Raw genomic sequence first — 17637 nt, 5'->3', positions numbered from 1 at the left:
TGTCCAGTTGCTCGATTCCGAGCCCTCAACAAATATTTCGTTGGTTTTAACAGTTCTACATCTGGTACCAGTCGGTTTGCGTCAGGTCAGGGGGAAGTAGTGCCAGTCGGTGATGTGCGGTCACACGGTTCGGAAGTAGGGCGGCGCTCACGTCGGCTCACGTCGCGTCGAGAATGGGAGTCTCGCTACACGGACGGTCTTCGCGTTACCGACACGATCGTGGTCCTCGGTGCCGTCACGGTCGCGCAAGTCATTCGATTCGGCGACGTCGATTTTCGTGAGCCATGGTCCGTTGCGGGGTATGTGGGCGTCTCGGGCGGGCTCGCAATTCTGTGGCTGACCTTTCTTGCCATCGTCGGCACTCGATCACCGCGCGTGATCGGCAACGGCTCCGAGGAATATCGACGCGTGGTGTCGGCCGCGTTCAGGCTGTTCGGTACCGTCGCGATCGTATCCCTGTTGTTCCGGCTCGAGATCGCTCGCCTGTACCTCGCTATCGCGCTGCCGACGGGTCTGATCGGTTTGCTGCTGAGTCGCTGGATTTGGCGGAAGATTGTTGCACGCAATCGAACTCGCGGTGAATTTCAGACGTCCGTTCTCATCGTCGGAAGCCGCAGCTCCGCGCTGTCTATGGCTCGGTCGTTCGAGCGCTCTCCCGAGGCCGGGTACAGCGTGGTCGGAATTTGCTTGCCCGATTACGAGCCTGGGCACGATGCTTCGTTCACGGTCGACGGAACCCAGATTCCCGTGCTGGGTGATGAGCACAGCGTTGCGGAAGCCATCGAGTATTCCGGCGCAGATACCGTTGCGGTGACGGCAACCGAACACATCGGCCATCACGGTCTGCGAAAGATGGTGTGGGACCTCGAGAAGAAGAACGTCGACCTCGTCGTGTCGCCCGGTGTGGTGGACGTCGCGGGCCCACGTCTGGTGATGCGGCCGGTGGCAAACTTTCCGCTCATTCATGTCGAGAAGCCGCAATACAACGGGGCGAAAAGGTTCGGAAAGACCGCCTTCGACGTGCTCTTCGCCGCTTCCGTTCTGCTGGTGATTGCGCCGATCTTGATCGCCCTGGCCGTCACCGTCAAGCTCACCAGCAAAGGCCCGATCTTCTACAGCTCCGAGCGAGTGGGCATGGATGGCAAGCCCTTCCAGATGGTCAAATTCCGCACCATGGTCCAGGATGCAGATCAGCGCGTCCATGAGCTGGCCGCCCTCAACGAGGGAGCGGGCGGAGTGCTGTTCAAGATGCGTGACGACCCACGAGTCACCTCGGTGGGCAAGGTGATGCGCAAGTACAGCCTCGATGAGCTCCCACAATTCGTCAACGTGCTCAGGCGTGAAATGAGCGTCGTGGGCCCGCGGCCGCCGCTGCGCAGCGAAGTGGAAACGTACGACGGTGAGGTGCGGCGCCGCCTGCTGGTCAAGCCGGGCATCACGGGACTGTGGCAGGTGAGCGGCCGTTCGGATCTCTCATGGGAAGAGAGCGTGCGGCTCGATCTTTCCTATGTCGAGAACTGGTCCATGACAGGCGATCTGCTCATCATCGCCAAGACAGCAGTGGCCGTGCTCGAGAGTGAGGGTGCGTACTGACCCATTCGGGTCGCCTGTGCTGTGAGGGTTGTCCTCGAGTATCGAGGACCGCCGAAGTGTGTTTACTATTCGCGGGTGAGACGCTGACTCACGGGAACTTCAGTACTGACGACGGGGAACGGACAGCATGCGAATCACAGTCTTCGGTACCGGCTATCTCGGTGCCACACATGCCGCGTGCATGGCCGAACTCGGCCACGAGGTGCTCGGTGTCGATGTGGACCCGGCCAAGCTCGCCAAGCTCGAATCCGGCGAGGTCCCGTTCTGGGAACCCGGTCTCGAAGAGGTGCTGCAGCGCAACATCGCTGCCGGGCGTCTGCGTTTCACCGCGTCGTACCAGGAAGCCGCCGACTTCGCTGAGGTCCACTTTCTCGGCGTCGGGACTCCCCAGAAGAAAGGGGAGTACGCGGCCGACATGAAGTTCGTCGACTCGGTCATCGAGACGCTGGCTCCGTTGTTGACCAAGCCGGCCGTCATCTTCGGCAAGTCGACAGTTCCGGTGGGGACGGCCGAGCGTTTGGGCCGTATGGCACGCGAGCTCGCTCCCGCAGGCGACGACGTCGAGGTTGCCTGGAATCCAGAGTTTCTCCGGGAGGGCTATGCCGTCAAAGACACCCTCCATCCCGATCGCCTGGTGCTCGGTGTCGACCGAGCCCGTCCCGGACGCGCGGAGGAACTCGCTCGTGAGGTCTACGCGCAGCTGCTCGACGAGAAGATCCCGTTCTTGGTCACCGACCTGGCTACCGCCGAGCTGGTGAAGGCATCCGCCAACGCGTTTCTGGCCACCAAGATCTCGTTCATCAATGCCATCGCCGAGGTGTGTGAGGCGGCCGGTGCAGACGTCACCGTGCTCGCCGACGCCATCGGCCACGACGAGCGCATCGGGCGGAAATTCCTCAATGCGGGCATCGGCTTCGGTGGTGGCTGCCTGCCCAAGGACATCCGGGCGTTCATGGCCAGGGCCGGCGAACTCGGTGCCGACCAGGCTCTGACGTTCCTGCGTGAGGTCGACAACATCAATATGCGACGCCGCACCCGCATGGTCGAGCTGGCGCGCGAGGCCTGCGGGTCTCTGCTCGGTGCTCGGGTCGCGGTGCTCGGCGCGGCCTTCAAGCCCGATTCCGACGACGTGCGCGATTCGCCGGCCCTGAATGTGGCTGGGCAGATTCAGCTGCAGGGTGCCGCGGTCAACGTCTACGACCCCAAGGCGATGGAGAACTCGCGGGCGCTGTTTCCCACTCTGACCTACAGCAACTCCGCGCTGGAAGCGTGTGAGGGCGCTGATGTGGTGTTGGTGCTGACGGAGTGGAAGGAATTCAAGGCACTCCTGCCGGGGGACCTGGAGGGTGCGGTGCGCAGCAAGACGTTGATCGATGGGCGCAACTGCCTGGATCCGGAGCAGTGGCGTGCGGCGGGGTGGAAGTACCGCGGGCTAGGTCGTCCCTGATCAACACCGACACCGATTGATAATTCATTCGTTGGAATGAATTATCGCGCTCATTCCTTTAGTGCAGCTTTTCGGCTGTTCGACGTCTTGCGAACGTCGATGTCGGCCTAATCCTTGTTTCGCCCCTGATGAGGCGGTGTAGTGGTTTGTTCAGCGTGCTATTGGAAGAAGTATCGCTTTCGATATCACGAAAAACGGCGCTGTAACCTGTGAATCCTCACATTGCTGTGTCGATCGTGTTCATATGTAACGTTTTTCGGCCCCGGCGCGGTTACACCCGGTGGGTTCCCAGTCACTCGTATCGCCTAGTCGGCGATGGTGTGGTAGACCGATTACCTGCTGTTATTTGTTTGTGATCTACGCCGCTCGCATGGTGCGTTCGATAGTGGCGTGGGACGATCTCAATTCGATACCAGTTGCTTTCCGGATTGGTTCGAACCGAACTCGCGCGTTCATCGTCGGTGTGCGCCGTAGTGCAAAGGAGGGGAGCACGTTGGCATCTGTCGGGGCTGCACAGCGCTCTCTGTGGGGATCTCCACGTCCAACCGGGTTGGCGTTGCGCAAGCTGACCTCACGCCACGTGTGGGAAGACCAGTACATCGATCGACTACGCGTCACCGATGTCGTGGCAGTAGTTGCGTCGGTCGCTCTGGCGCAGGTGGTGCGATTCGGTGACGCCGAGACCACCGGCGTGCTCTCGACGATGACGTACACGGGCGTGTCCGTGATCCTCGCCGGGGTCTGGATCGCGTTCCTTGCCATCTTCCGGACGCGCTCACCACGGGTGATCGGTAACGGTGCCGAGGAATATCGTCGGATCGTCTCGGCCACCTTCCGCCTGTTCGGTGTCATCGCGATTGCCTCCTTGCTGTTCCGCATCGAGTTCGCGCGTCTCTACCTTGCGATCGCTTTGCCTGTCGGGTTGCTGGCACTACTGCTGAGTCGGTGGATCTGGCGGAAGGTCGTCACCCGACTCCGCGGCATGGGCGAGTACAAAACATCGGTACTGATCGTGGGCAGCCGTGCGGCGGCGATCGCCATGGCACAGTCCTTCGAGAAATCTCCCTCGTCGGGGTACGCCGTTGTCGGTATTTGCATGCCGGGTTACGAGGCCCCGCGCGACGGTGTGGTGCATGTCGAAGGTACCGACATTCCAGTGTTGGGAGACGAGCACGACGTCCTCCGAGCGATCGAGGAATCCGGTGCCGACACGGTTGCTGTGACCGCGACAGAACAGCTCGGTCACAAGGGCATTCGCAAGATGATCTGGGACCTGGAGAAGAAGGACGTCGACCTGGTTGTCGCGCCCGGTGTTGTCGATGTTGCCGGCCCGCGCCTGGTGATGCGGCCAGTAGCAGGCTTCCCCCTGATCCATGTCGAGAAGCCGCAATACAACGGTGCGACGCGCTTCAGCAAGACCGCCTTCGATCTGACATTCGCTGGGCTGGTGCTGGTGCTGATCTCGCCGATCCTGTTGGCCGTTGCCATCGCAGTGAAGGCAACAAGCCGCGGCCCCGTCTTCTACAACTCCGAGCGGATGGGCATCGACGGCAAGCCGTTCTCGATGATCAAGTTTCGCAGCATGACTGCGGACGCAGACAAGCAGGTTTCCCAACTGCTCGATCAGAACGAGGGTGCCGGCGGGGTTCTGTTCAAGATGCGTGACGATCCGCGGGTGACGCCTGTTGGGAGGTTTCTGCGACGCTTCAGTCTCGACGAGCTTCCACAGTTCATCAACGTTCTGAAGCGTGAGATGAGTGTGGTGGGGCCCAGGCCACCGCTGCGCCGTGAGGTCGAGACTTACGACGGTGAGGTTCGTAGGCGACTGTTGGTGAAGCCGGGAGTCACTGGTCTGTGGCAGGTCAGTGGACGGTCCGACCTATCGTGGGAAGAGACTGTGCGACTCGACCTTTCGTACGTCGAGAACTGGTCGATGGTGGGCGATCTGCTGATCATCGCGAAGACCTTGACCGCAGTGGCCGGAAGCGACGGGGCGTACTGACAAGCCAGCTCGGCCCAGGCGTCCGGCTTCTCCGAGTTCGACGAGAGACCGAAAACTGATTGAATTGTGCTCAGCTCGTTGCAAGTAGGAATCAGTACTGGTCTCAGAGGAGTGGAAACAATGAAACGCGCGTTGATTACCGGCATTACCGGCCAGGACGGTTCATATCTTGCGGAGTTGCTGCTCAACAAGGGTTACGAGGTGCACGGCCTGATTCGTCGGTCGTCGACGTTCAACACGTCCCGCATCGAGCACCTGTACCAGGACCCGCACGACACGGACGCCAAGCTCTTCCTGCATTACGGAGACTTGAGTGACGGCGCTCGTCTGGTTACCCTCCTCACCGAGATCCAGCCGGATGAGGTCTACAACCTGGGTGCCCAGTCGCATGTGCGGGTGAGCTTCGACGAGCCGGAGCACACCGGCAACACCACGGGCATCGGTTCCATCCGACTGCTGGAGGCAGTGCGCTTGGCGGGCCTGCAGTGTCGCTTCTACCAGGCGTCGAGCTCCGAGATGTTCGGGGCAACTCCGCCGCCGCAGAACGAAGAGACTCCCTTCTACCCACGCTCCCCATACGGCGCGGCGAAGGTCTACGCCTACTGGGTCACGAAGAACTACCGCGAGGCGTACGGCATCTTCGCCGTCAATGGCATCCTGTTCAATCACGAGTCACCGCGACGCGGCGAAACATTCGTCACTCGCAAGATCACGCGTGCCGTTGCCCGCATCAAGGCGGGGCTCGAGCAGAACGTCTACATGGGCAACCTGGACGCCATCCGAGATTGGGGCTACGCACCCGAGTATGTCGAGGGCATGTGGCGCATGCTGCAGGCCGACGAGCCGGACGACTTCGTTCTTGCGACGGGCGGCAACTTCTCGGTAAAGGACTTCCTGGTCGTTGCATTCGAGCGGGCCGGCCTGGACTGGGAGGAGCACGTCAAGTTCGACGAGCGGTATCTCCGACCCACCGAGGTCGACGCACTCGTCGGTGACGCCAGCAAGGCCGAGGAGAAGCTCGGCTGGAAGGCTACGGTGCACACCCCGGAACTGGCGAAGATCATGGTGGATGCCGACATCGCAGCACTCGAGCACGAGGGTCGCCCGTGGATCGACCGCCCGTCGCTGCCGGATTGGGCGTGAATACCGTGACAGCAGGTGAATCGAGCGGACTCGACTACACGCCGGGTCCGCTCGATCGTGACGCTCCGCTCTATGTGGCGGGGCACCGCGGTCTGGTCGGCTCAGCGATCTGGCGTCAACTCGAGGCCTCGGGGTTCAGTGATCTGATCGGCCGTTCGTCGTCGGAGCTGGACCTCAAGGACCGTGACGCAGTCTTCGCGTTCTTCGAGGCGATCAAGCCGAAGACCGTGGTGTTGGCTGCAGCCAAGGTGGGCGGCATCCTGGCCAACAGCACGTACCCGGTCGACTTCCTCTCGGACAACCTGAGAATTCAGCTGAACGTGCTGGATGCTGCTCTCGCACAAAACGTTCAGCGGGTGTTGTTCCTCGGCTCCTCGTGCATCTACCCCAAGCTCGCTCCTCAGCCGATCAAAGAGGAGTACCTACTCACCGGGCATCTCGAGCCGACGAACGACGCCTACGCCATCGCGAAGATCGCCGGAATCCTGCAGATTCAATCGGTTCGCAAGCAGTACGGCCTGCCGTGGATTTCGGCGATGCCGACCAACCTGTACGGGCCAGGCGACAACTTCTCGCCGAAGGGGTCGCACGTCCTGCCCGCGCTCATCCGTCGTTACGACGAGGCCCGCCGCGACGGCGTCGATAAGGTGACCAACTGGGGCAGTGGCTCCCCGCGACGCGAGTTCCTGCATGTCGATGACATGGCCGCTGCGTGCATCCACTTGCTCGAGCACTATGACGGACCTGATCAGGTGAACGTGGGTACCGGCGAGGACGCGACGATCAAGGAGATCGCCGGCATCGTCGCCTCGGCCGTGGGCTACGAGGGCGAAACCGAGTGGGATACATCCAAGCCGGATGGGACGCCGCAGAAACTGCTCGACGTGAACAAGCTGCGGGATGCGGGATGGAAGCCGCAAATTGACCTAGAGGCTGGAATAGCTTCGACAGTCGAATGGTATCGAGAGCACGTCGGGAATTTGCGGACGTAGATTGAGGCGCTCCGATGGCGTTGTAGACCTTGCAGACACCTTGGATTACTCACTGACCGTCAGGTCGGCGATTTGTCGATTATCGCCAAAACCATCAAAGCAGTCTCCAACAGCGATGGAGTGTATCAACCAGTGCCGAGAAGATCGAGGTCAAGAAGGGGCGGCTCATCGTGACCATCTACGCTTTGCTCGCTTCTTACAATCGTGCCGTCCTGACGAAGCGCGCAGTGCAGGATCTTTTCTCCGGAGCTAAAGCTGCGAAGATTCCCATAGTTGTGACCCTCGCAGATGACGGCTCCACCGACGGAACCGCCGACGTTGTGTCGTTGGCTTTTCCTGAGACAAATATAATTCCGGGCTCCGGCTCGGACTACTGGGCGAAGTCAATGCAGAAGGCTGAGAGCTATGTACGAAGTCGCTTTGACTTGCATGTTGGTGACTACATCCTGTGGGTAAATGACGACATTCTCCTAGACTCAGACGCAATTTCACGCCTCTTCGACTGGGCAAAGACCGACCCTGACGCGATTTGGGTGGCATCGATGAGGCCGCCCGATGGTGCAGGAGTGTCCTACGGCGGATTGAAGCGGTCGGGCGTGCATCCGCTCGCGGTTCGCCTTGAGACTCCAGGTGACGCTCCCAAGCTAGTAGACACTTTCAACGGGAATCTTGTGGCAATTCCCAAGCGGGCGGTTGACTCAATAGACGGAATAGATGGAAACTTTGCGCACGCACTCGCGGATATAGATTACGGTATGCGGGCCCGCAAGCTAGGTGAGCACATACTCTTGGCACCCAATACCTTCGGTGTATGTGCGCGAAACAAGAAACCAGATGACCAGTCTCTGATAGAAGAGTGGAAGCATTTCACAAGCGTTAAGGGCGGTGGTCACCGAACTTCGATGGTGCGTTATCTGCGTCGTCACGCGCGTACGGGAGCGCACTTCTATAGTTCGGCAACATATCTGAAGTGGTGGGCTACGGGTTTAACCCGGCGTACGCTTCGCCTGCGCGATCGCGATATAAAGCATGGGTAACGATACGCATTGCGTGAAAATATGCTCTAGTTTAGTACCAGCGAGAGGACTGTAAAGTTGCTGTACACAGCTTTACTCGCGAGTGCCGGCCTGACCGCAGTTATTTATGGACTGTGGGCAATATCGAGATACGTCTGGATACCATTTGTTGCCTGCGGGCTTTTTGTTGTTTTTGCGACCGAACTCACGCCCATACTCCCGAACGTCTATGTTGGAGGAGTGCGAATATCTCTATTCGATTACTTTTCCGCGATGTTGATCACAATTTCAGTTGATCGAATACTACGTAAGAAGTCATCGAAAAACCTCAGTACAACGGTCAGAACGCTTGCGTTGTGTTTAACAGCCACCTTCGCGTACTCCTTGTTGCGGGGCGCGGTCTCCTACGGGGTCGGATCTGCAATTAACGAATCCAGACAAGTCATTTATGCCATAGCTATGATCGCCTGGGTGACAACCATTGACCTAAGATCCAAGGCGCTGTTAGATATGGTGCGGAAATGGTCGGTGGGGTTGGTCCTCGGAACTTCCCTTATTGCAACTTTTCATATTGCGGAAAACGGGTTGGGGTCGACTACCGAAAATCTTGTAACATCCGCGGGCGAAGAAATAGGTGGCCGACCCCTTACAGCAGGACAAGCCATGACGCTAGCGCTCGCGGCTCTCGTTATTTTCGCAAAGAGTCAAAGCAATCGTACTAAGATGGACATCCCCATTCTTGTCGTCGCGGCAATCGTTCTTGTACTAGCGCAGCAACGGACCGTCTGGCTGGCACTTTTAGTTGGCCTAGTCATTCTTACACTGCAGTCGAATTTGCGGCAACAGTTTCGTAGCGTCGGTCTCCTGGTTTACGGCGTCGTCGCTGCGGCATTAGTTCTTGTCGCCGCTCCCCTCGATGCCGTCGTTGAATTAATCGGCACGTCGGGTACCGATACGAAGACACTCGACGGCCGCGAGGAAGGTTGGATTGCGCTCTTCGTTCAGTGGACACAATCTGATCCGCATACGATACTATTCGGCTATCCATTCGGACATGGCTGGCTGAGGTTTCAATCCGGAACATACGTGAGTTGGTCACCACACAATTGGTACCTTAACACTCTGTTGCGTAGCGGTTTGATCGGCGTGCTGTGTTTCGCGGCTTTAATCGTGGCTGTGGCGGCCGGTTCATATCGACTGAAATTGACTCCGCCAGCGTCTGCCATTGGTGGCGCTGCGCTAATTTATTGGTGGACATATGGACTGGACTGGTACTGGATGCCGTTTTTGGGACTTGTACTAATAGTCAGTTCGAACAACGGAGCGAAGTTGGTCACAGATCCATCAGAATTAAGTGAGCGCGGGGGAGAACTTAACTGCGGAAATAGATCGGACACGCGGGAAATAGCAACGGTCGCGCAACACGTCCGACACGGGAAAGGTGTGGCACCACATGTCGGCTAAAAAGAGCGAGGATACCGCAGCAATAGGCCGCAACGGCAAACCAAAGCCGACAGTCGCGGTTTTTAGATCCGATTGGCTGCCAGCCTCAGAGACATTCATACGCTATCAACTTGCCAATATGAAGAATTGGAATCCTGTATCGATAGGACTGGGGAGGGTGCAATCCCCACTTGCTCTTGATACCGACCAACTTGCTATGCCGGAAGCTGCCAACGGTGGCACCAGAAGGCGAATCTTCCAAGCGACACGGAGAAGTCGACGCCTGGCCGGATTGGTGCAGCGCTCGAATGCTTCTGTTGTACATGCACATTTTGGCACAAATGGTGTCTTAATCAGACCCGTTGCCCGTCGACTGCAGCTTCCGCTCGTAGTCACTTTTCACGGCGTCGACACGTCCACGGTGTACCATGAGAAAGGCTTATGGGGATGGCTCTACAGAACAAGACTGGAAGAAATCTTCAAGAAAGATGTTCAACTCATCGCCGTTTCAGAGTCGATTAAACGCACTCTAATACAGATCGGCGCGTCAAAGAGTCGGGTTTCCGTAATATACAACGGCGTCATTGCAACAACTGCTGCTGATCTGGTGGGCAGTCGCCATGGCGTGCTGTTCGTAGGCCGCCTAGTCGAGAAGAAGGGCGTAGATGACCTACTTAACGCTATGGCACTTCTTCCTGAGGGTACAGAACTAACAGTCGTGGGTACGGGGCCGCTCGAAAAATATCTTACGGACCTGGCTAAAGCACTAGCCATAAATTGCAAGTTTACCGGCAGTCTGGCTAATCAGGAGGTCCGCAAACTGATGCGATCCGCTGAGGTTGTGTGCGTTCCATCGCGTGTCGGTCGCGACGGCGATGTCGAAGGGCTACCGACGGTCATCCTTGAGGCTGGAGCTGAAGGTACCCCTGTTGTCGCTACAAGCCACGGCGGAAACGCCGAAGCAATAGTGGATGGTGTCACGGGTTTACTTGTCGCCGAGCGTGACGTGCGAGGCTTAGCCGATGCTGTATTAACGTTGATGAAAGCTGGCGTTGCTGATCCGTCAAACGCCAATAGAATCGCTGCGCACGTCTCGCGAGAATTCGACATCTCGAAGCAGACGGCTAAAGTTGAAGAGCTATATGAACGCGTGGTAGAGGTAACCGTTCCAAAATTTTTTTCCGACGCTGGAAGCAACCCAAGCACTTCGCATTCGAGCGGGTCATAGAATGCACATAGGAATTCTTGCTCCAATCGGGCCACATGGTTTGAAACAGTATCTGTGTGAAGCAGATGCTGTTCGCGCTAGCAGCAACTCCGACGCATATGGGACCGCTCCTACCGCTCTTGTCGGGGCATTACTTGACGCGGGACATACTGTCACCGCAGTTAGCCACAGGCGCGGCCATTCTCGTGAAGTATTTTCTGGCGAGAGGCTGACACTGGTTCAAGTTGAATCTAGATCCTCTCGCCGTGCCCAAGCTTTCGACATGTGGCAGGCCGAACGTCGCCTTATGGCGAAAGAGATATTGCGAACAGATGTTGATGTTGTTCATGCACATTGGACGTACGAATGGGCGCTGACTGCTATCGAATTAGAGGTAGATTGTCCGGTCGGAATTACAATAAGGGACGCGCCGCTTACAGTGTTACGCCACAACTTCAATGTCTATAGACTAATGAGAACTGCGCTTGCGGTCCGGGTCAGAATCTCGTCGGGTAAAGCGTCACTTTTCGCAAATTCGCCATATATGGCTAGTGCTTGGAGCAAGCAAATGTTCGATAGGCGCGTTCCGGCGATATTACCAAACATGAGTCCTTTCGTCATCGGAAATCCGGTAGTTGAACGTGCGTCGCATCCCGTTGTCGTAGAAGTTGCCGATGCAGGCAACCGCAAAAATATCAAAACGCTGCTGGAAGCCTTTGCAATGGTACGCAACGTTATTGAGTCCGTAGAGCTTCGCTTACTCGGGCCTGGGTTAGAAGACGATTCACCGCTAGCAAGCTGGGCGCGCGACGCTAACCTGGACGGTGGTGTCACATTTTTGGGTATTTGTAACCGAACAGACACGATAAACGAACTGAGCTACGCGTGGGTTCACGCACATGCGGCACTGGAGGAGAGTTTCGGCAATACTCTTGTCGAAGCAATGGAGTTAGGGACACCCGTTCTGGGCGGACAATCTAGCGGTGCCGTTCCCTGGGTTTTGAACGGTGGCGGTGCGGGCCGGTTGACCGACGTTGCGAGTCCGGACAGCCTGAGTGCCGATTTGGTCGACCTGCTATCGAGGCCGGACGAGTTAACTCGACTGAGCAGAAGCGGGACCGAGCACGTGCGGAGCGCCTTCGGCCCGGCGACCGTCGCGAAGTTGCACATTCGCGCCTACGAACTGATGATTGAGTCTCACAGGGGGGTGTCGCTGTGAAGATAGTCCATGTGATGGGGCAGTTGAATCCCAGCGGAATGGAGAGGATGTTTGTCTCCTCTCAAAAGTATATGCAGGCAGTCGGTGTCGAGTCCATGATTGTCTGCCAAGGACTTCTACATCCGTACCGCGACGCAATTTCTGAATCCGGGATCCCGGTACGGACAGTGCCCGCGATCAGTTCTGTCAAAGGAATGTTTGCATTTATACGAATTTTACGGGACGAACGTCCAAACATTGTGCATGTTCATACTGAAGGCGCCTATCTGCAGGTGGTTTTCTCCGTAGTGTTATGGCGGCGAAAAGCGAAAGTGGTTCGGACGGTACATAATGTTTTTCGACATGCTGGCTTTGCCTTCCACCTCCGTCGCTTAAAGATTGCTGTCACGAAACCGTTTGTTAGTCAAACAATCAGCCCGTCTTCTGACGTTCAACAAAACGAAGTCCGGTTTGGCAGGCATTCATTATTGGTTGAGAATTGGGTTGACGACAAGTTTTACGAATTAGGAAAAGGCCGTGCGCACCAGCCGACGAGTGGGTCGCCGATGTTCTTGATCGTAGGAAACTGTTCGGAGACAAAAAATCACGACTACGTCGTGGAAACGCTCTACAGCCTGAATTGTACGCTCGCGCATCACGGGAATGAGGACGGTGCCACAAATCGTGAAAGATCAAACCTGCAGGCGATGCAGTGTCATGGGTTATTGCGTAGTAGGGGCACCAGTGACCCGTACACCTCTCTGAAGGAATGCAATGTCTTTGTAATGCCGTCTCTAGCCGAGGGGATGAGCGTTGCGCTTCTCGAGGCAATCGCTTCCGGACTGTATATATTGGTGAATGACGTAGAAGGTCTGCGGTGGGCCGCGGGAATTCCTGGCGTGGTGTTGATTGATAGCAATTTGGCGGCTTGGCGGTCGGCTTTGGTGGAAGTCGCATCGATGAACATCCCTTCCGGCTTTGCCCGGGAACCGAGATTTTCGGCTGCGCGCGGTGCGCAGGAGTTGGTCGAGGTTTATAGAACGGTGCTCAATGACGCCGACCAGTAGTGTGAAGCAAATATTGGTGAATATTGGTTGGACATATGGTGCGCAGCTGCTGACGATCATTGCGCAGGTACTGTATGCCGCCGTAACAACGAGGCTCGTTTCAGCAGACGAGTTTGGCGCATATGCGGTGGCGCTAGCTGCGAGTGGATTCGTGCAGTTGATGGCAATGGGCGGGCTCGGCCAGGCGGTTGGCAGGATGGAGCGTTTGCACGTATCTCGACTCGCGTCGCTTTTCTCGTACTCTTGGATACTTGGGGTACTAGGAGCGGTAAGTATTTTTTTCGGTGCACCCGCGTGGGCCCATCTGTGGTCCTCGCCAGCGGCGGTTGACGCAATCCGTCTAGCATCTATTAGTGCCCTCGTGGCACCGGCATTTGGCTTAGTCTCGGGTCTCGTGCGGCGGTTGGGAAAATACCGCCAGTTTGCCGCAACCACAGTGTTATCGAATTTGCTCGGTATGCTCGTGGGTCTGCTTGCTGTTGTCCTTCTTAACGACAGCGTCGGCTTGATGGTATCAGTTATTCTTGGCCAGTGTCTTGGCCTGATTTTTTGTCTGGTTCTATGCGAACGGATGATTGGAAAGCTTGGGTCGCTTGGTGGCGCTCGAACTGATATAACCTACAGTTGGAATCTGACTGGCACAAACCTTGTATCCTATTTCATCGCGAATGCGACTAAAATATCAGTTACCCGGTTTGCCGGTGCTGCTGTTTTGGGCCAATGGAATCGTGCTGAGGTACTCACTACTGTTCCGTTTCAGCAGATTCAGAATTCAATCATCCAGGTTCTCTACCCGGAATTCCGGCATGTCAAAGATAGTCCATCTGCTGCAAGGTCTGTCTGGACCGATCTACTTGTACTGTGTGCGTTTTTGGTCTTACCATTTGCTTCGATCTGTTCGGCCGTTCTTCCGCTAGTCTTGCCCATGCTTTTCGGCGCTGGTTGGACCACAGCGTCTAGATTGACAATGGTGTTGGCATACGTTGGTGCCTTGCAGTTGCTTTCGTCGGTTTTGGGCGGTGCAATCGAGTCGCTAGGTCGTTTTAAGTGGATGTGGTCAAACGGCGCTGTTATAGCTGCACTGCAGGTGGTTGCAGTTACCGTCATTGCTTTAGGCGGCGGATTGGAATCTGCCATGGTCTTCTTGATAATCACATCGATTCTTCGGCACCTAATTCAGGTGGTTCAATGTGTAAAGGGCGGCTACCTGGCCGCAATCCCGATAGTGTTCGGCTATAGTACCGCGATTTTCGCAGCCGCAATGGTGTGGGTTCTGTTTTACGTGCTTCTGAGGCCATCCTTAATACTGTCCGCGCCAACCTGGGCGTTGGTGAGTGCAGGCTTATGGTTTTTCGGAGTAGCTCTCTTGACTATTTATTCTTGGAGATCAATGCCGGTCGCAGTCATCCTCAGACGCTACAGGAATCGCAAATGACTACAACGCGAACGGATGCGAAGCGCGCTTTTTGGGGGTAGGTGCACCATCTCTCATCCATTGCATTGCTTCGTTGGCCCATGCCTTAAGTCTTAGTCTTCAGTGCGCCCTGGATCCCGTGGACGAAACGCATGACCATTGCTTCCGTTGTGTACTGAGCTGAGTCACGCACACAGGCAGCACTCATGCGAGCAAGTTCTTCGGGGGCCGCCATTAGCGCCGCCGCTTCGTCGGCCAGGCTTGTGGGGTTGTCGTCGGAAACTACTGCAGTGTCACCATTGGTCAAGTACGAGAATTCGGGCGCGTGGAATGGCCAATTGGTGGTGAGCATGGGGAGTCCAGATGTCAAGCTGTCGACTGCGGTCAAACCGACTCTTCCCGGATTGAGCATAAAGTCGGCAGATCTAAGAGCAAGTGCTTTTTCGCTTCCGAAAATTGGACCTAGTGTTACCGCCCATTGGTGGTCCCTAGCCCAGTCTCCTACCATTCCCGCTTGATCTCCGTCACCTGCGATAATCAACCGGAAATTCGGAACCTTGCTGTGTATTAGCTGCGCAGTCTCAAGCAAGGTGCCAATCCGCTTTGCGGCATCGAGCCCTCCGATATAGATGCCAGTAAGCCCGCGTGTCAAACCGTGAAGGTTGCTGAAGCGTTGTATTTGAGTATCTGTCACCGAGGCGAGGTCTCTTTTAAGCGCGGCGGTGTCGATTGAATTTTGCACGACCGTTGTCTTTGGTTGAGGGTAGCCACTCGCGACGACTGCGTCGACGCCGGCCTGAGTGTAGCCAAAGAACCACACACTGTTCTTAGTCAGGCGGGTTTTGAGTGCTTCCTCGGACGACTTCTTGTGGACGGTGAAAGTTTGTCCGTGACCCCAGTACGCTATTTTCCTTTTAGTTTTCGGATGTAGCAGTAGCGCGTAGGTTTCTAAATTTCGAATTGCTTGTTCGAGAATGATTAAGTCATAGTGCCTCTCAAGAATTGTCCGCACCGACTTGAAAATGAGATGGCGACCGCCCACCTTGATGTACCGAGTTGGTAATTGTTGAGCAAATGTCGGTGTGAAGCTATCATTTCTCGCGCGCCACTCAAGCGGCGTCTCACCGTAGAATATGTCGAGTTCGATATCAATTTCTTTTAGAGTTTTTTGAAGCCGTTCGAAGAATCGGAGGCGGTACTGTGGCATCCATGGGTGAATGATAGCGACTCGGTGCATTATTCCCCTAAATAGATAAGGCTGCGAGGCATTGGTAGTCTATTGACGGACTTGCTCTGTAGGCTCACCCAATGCTGTTTGAACTCGGCTGCAGTGAAGCGGTACTTTATGTGCGTCGCGGGCGAACCAGCAACTATCGAGTTCTCCGGGACGTCTTTGACCACGACCGCGCCGGCCGCAACGATTGCACTATTTCCAATAGTGACTCCTGACATGACGACGGCGTTGAATCCAACCCAAACGTCTGATCCGATCACGACTGGTTGCGACTGTTCCTGGTGTAGCCCTACCCACGGCGCAGATCTGACGGGGTGTTCGACAGAGGTGTAGTCGTGGTCGAGTCGCCCGACAACGCCTGACCCATTCGCGAAAAGAACCTCATCGCCTATGGTTCCATCCACCTGGATTGTGACGTGTTTGCCGACATAGACGTTATCGCCTATCTCAAGTCGATTTGGGGCCCAGATTACCGACCCGGGTCCAACGTGTAGATTTTGCGCGCCGTGGACATTCTCGCGAACAGCAAGTATTTTGGATAGGTGATCTTTCGTCTTTCCTAGTATGCTCATGTCGTCTCTTTGTCATGCGGTGTACTCATGCCAAGCTTGTTTAGTTTTCTAGATTTTGCCACACTTGCGGCAAACAGGATGTTGCCGAATAGGTATCTCTTCCAAAGTCGGCCTGGTTCGGTTGCGAATCGGTAGAGCCACTCGACTGCATGATCTTGCATCCACCTGGGCGCTTCCTTTGCTGTGCCTGCAACAAAGTCGAATGCGGCACCAACTCCCACGCAAGGCACGCCCACTGAGCGCGCAAGGTATCTAGTCGCATAATCCTGTTTGGGCGATCCGAGAGCGACCCATAGGATATGTGGTTCGCAAGGCTCAATTCGCTGCACGCAACTCTCGTAGAATTTGTGGTCAAGTTCTCCGAAAGGTGGAGCGAAGGCTCCTGCGACGATCGCACCGGGATAGACAGCTTCGATCTTTGAAACCAAGAGTTTTAATGTTTCAGGCGTAGTACCCAGAAAGTAGTGTCTAAGTCCTTTTCGTCTACCCTGGTCGATCGTGTTTACGAATAGGGAGGGCCCGCGCACTCGCCCGGGTCGAGAACCCAGATGGCTGTTCCGACTCATCGCCCAGACTACAGGCGTGCCGTCTGGGAAGTTAACGCCTTCGCCTGAGAGGAGGCCCCTATATTCGAGGTCTTTGGATGCGACCGCGACACAGTATGCGTTTGCGAGACGGACTGGGACGGGTGTCCTGGCTAGTGCTTCGTTAATCATGTAGTCGGTTGCAGACTGCAAGTTTGTGACCTCGAAGGGCACTGTGCCAACCAATGTGCGCTCGAATTGCTGCCGTTCTTCGGTCATGCAGGCTCCATGCTGTTGTTCCGTTAGTTCGCGAGCATTAGTTTTTCGGTCTATCACATGCCGAGACCTTGCTTGTTGTGGGTTGGCCGTATACAAGAAGTCCCACGGCCGGATTGGATGCCAGGGGTTGCGCGAAAGTTGGCCCCCTTGTCTGTCGGCGGTGAGTGAGCCTCGCTCGGTCTGAATGCAGTTGGTTTCAGCGTGTGCCGGTCTTTGGTCGCGCCGTGCCGGATTGTGGGGTGTACAGCCGGGCTTTGGAGTGACTGTTCTCTAAATCTTGCCGGTTGTTTAGGGACGTATGCCAGCGAGTCGGGACCGGGATCCATCATAGTGTGAATTGGTGAGAACTGGGCGGCGGGGCCGCTTCTTTGTGGCGGGGCATGGGAGGGTTGTCCACGGTGTGCGGTTACGTCTACGCCGCAGATAGGGCGGCAGGACTCGATGTCGAACAGCTGAATGACCAGCGTTGTGTGTTGCGATCGACGGCGGCGAGCTGTCCCGGTAGC

General features: G+C 56.4%; 14 protein-coding genes. 11 read left to right on the top strand and 3 right to left on the bottom strand.

Going from position 1 to position 17637, the window contains the following annotated elements; genetic code table 11:
- Positions 1-99: 99 nt before the first annotated feature.
- The 11 genes from CH275_RS05260 to CH275_RS05215 all read left to right on the top strand — a co-directional run bounded on the left by CH275_RS05260 (position 100) and on the right by CH275_RS05215 (position 14543).
- Positions 100-1593 (top strand): sugar transferase, encoded by a 1494-nt coding sequence (locus CH275_RS05260; RefSeq protein ID WP_094675898.1) that lies wholly within the window; start codon positions 100-102, stop codon positions 1591-1593.
- A gap of 127 nt (positions 1594-1720) precedes the next feature.
- Positions 1721-3040: a UDP-glucose dehydrogenase family protein gene (locus CH275_RS05255; RefSeq protein WP_094675896.1), complete on the top strand. Its 1320-nt coding sequence runs from the start codon at positions 1721-1723 to the stop codon at positions 3038-3040.
- A 493-nt stretch (positions 3041-3533) separates the two neighbouring features.
- Positions 3534-5042, top strand: a complete 1509-nt coding sequence (locus CH275_RS05250) for a sugar transferase (RefSeq protein ID WP_373453678.1) — start codon at positions 3534-3536, stop codon at positions 5040-5042.
- A 120-nt stretch (positions 5043-5162) separates the two neighbouring features.
- Positions 5163-6185 (top strand): GDP-mannose 4,6-dehydratase, encoded by a 1023-nt coding sequence (gene gmd, locus CH275_RS05245; RefSeq protein WP_094676361.1) that lies wholly within the window; start codon positions 5163-5165, stop codon positions 6183-6185.
- Positions 6182-7177: a GDP-L-fucose synthase family protein gene (locus CH275_RS05240; RefSeq protein WP_306436934.1), complete on the top strand. Its 996-nt coding sequence runs from the start codon at positions 6182-6184 to the stop codon at positions 7175-7177. Before gmd ends, CH275_RS05240 begins: the two co-directional genes overlap by 4 nt.
- 170 nt (positions 7178-7347) lie before the next feature.
- A complete protein-coding gene (locus CH275_RS05235) occupies positions 7348-8214 on the top strand; it encodes a glycosyltransferase family 2 protein (protein WP_179275995.1) in 867 nt (288 codons plus the stop codon).
- Between the two features lie 57 nt (positions 8215-8271).
- On the top strand, positions 8272-9657 hold the full coding sequence (locus tag CH275_RS29110) for an O-antigen ligase family protein (protein WP_143546691.1): 1386 nt from the start codon (positions 8272-8274) through the stop codon (positions 9655-9657).
- On the top strand, positions 9647-10864 hold the full coding sequence (locus CH275_RS05230) for a glycosyltransferase (RefSeq protein WP_094675892.1): 1218 nt from the start codon (positions 9647-9649) through the stop codon (positions 10862-10864). Before CH275_RS29110 ends, CH275_RS05230 begins: the two co-directional genes overlap by 11 nt.
- Position 10865: 1 nt before the next feature.
- A complete protein-coding gene (locus CH275_RS05225) occupies positions 10866-12062 on the top strand; it encodes a glycosyltransferase family 4 protein (protein ID WP_094675890.1) in 1197 nt (398 codons plus the stop codon).
- Positions 12059-13108: a glycosyltransferase family 4 protein gene (locus tag CH275_RS05220; RefSeq protein WP_094675888.1), complete on the top strand. Its 1050-nt coding sequence runs from the start codon at positions 12059-12061 to the stop codon at positions 13106-13108. Before CH275_RS05225 ends, CH275_RS05220 begins: the two co-directional genes overlap by 4 nt.
- Positions 13092-14543, top strand: a complete 1452-nt coding sequence (locus CH275_RS05215; protein WP_094675886.1) for an oligosaccharide flippase family protein — start codon at positions 13092-13094, stop codon at positions 14541-14543. The genes CH275_RS05220 and CH275_RS05215 overlap by 17 nt, the downstream gene beginning before the upstream one ends.
- Positions 14544-14628: 85 nt before the next feature.
- On the opposite strand, the gene CH275_RS05210 is transcribed toward CH275_RS05215, so the two are convergent.
- From CH275_RS05210 to CH275_RS05200, 3 genes are read right to left on the bottom strand one after another with little or no spacing between them, the layout of a single operon-like run.
- Complete coding sequence (locus CH275_RS05210) at positions 14629-15729, bottom strand: glycosyltransferase (RefSeq protein WP_179275993.1); 1101 nt, start codon at positions 15727-15729, stop codon at positions 14629-14631.
- Positions 15730-15758: 29 nt separating this feature from the next.
- On the bottom strand, positions 15759-16328 hold the full coding sequence (locus tag CH275_RS05205; protein ID WP_094675882.1) for an acyltransferase: 570 nt from the start codon (positions 16326-16328) through the stop codon (positions 15759-15761).
- On the bottom strand, positions 16325-17044 hold the full coding sequence (locus CH275_RS05200) for a WecB/TagA/CpsF family glycosyltransferase (RefSeq protein ID WP_256990886.1): 720 nt from the start codon (positions 17042-17044) through the stop codon (positions 16325-16327). Before CH275_RS05200 ends, CH275_RS05205 begins: the two co-directional genes overlap by 4 nt.
- Positions 17045-17637 lie beyond the last annotated feature (593 nt).

This window comes from Rhodococcus sp. 06-235-1A (assembly GCF_002258785.1).
Lineage (GTDB): Bacteria > Actinomycetota > Actinomycetes > Mycobacteriales > Mycobacteriaceae > Rhodococcoides.
This window is presented reverse-complemented; position numbering and strand designations above follow the sequence as displayed.

Coding starts and splice junctions, on each gene's coding strand:
- CH275_RS05225 (WP_094675890.1), top strand. CDS start 10,866: ATGCACATAGGAATTCTTGCTCCAATCGGGCCACATGGTTTGAAACAG.
- CH275_RS05215 (WP_094675886.1), top strand. CDS start 13,092: ATGACGCCGACCAGTAGTGTGAAGCAAATATTGGTGAATATTGGTTGG.
- CH275_RS05200 (WP_256990886.1), bottom strand. CDS start 17,044: ATGATTAACGAAGCACTAGCCAGGACACCCGTCCCAGTCCGTCTCGCA.
- CH275_RS05205 (WP_094675882.1), bottom strand. CDS start 16,328: ATGAGCATACTAGGAAAGACGAAAGATCACCTATCCAAAATACTTGCT.
- gmd (WP_094676361.1), top strand. CDS start 5,163: ATGAAACGCGCGTTGATTACCGGCATTACCGGCCAGGACGGTTCATAT.
- CH275_RS05230 (WP_094675892.1), top strand. CDS start 9,647: ATGTCGGCTAAAAAGAGCGAGGATACCGCAGCAATAGGCCGCAACGGC.
- CH275_RS05210 (WP_179275993.1), bottom strand. CDS start 15,729: ATGCCACAGTACCGCCTCCGATTCTTCGAACGGCTTCAAAAAACTCTA.
- CH275_RS05255 (WP_094675896.1), top strand. CDS start 1,721: ATGCGAATCACAGTCTTCGGTACCGGCTATCTCGGTGCCACACATGCC.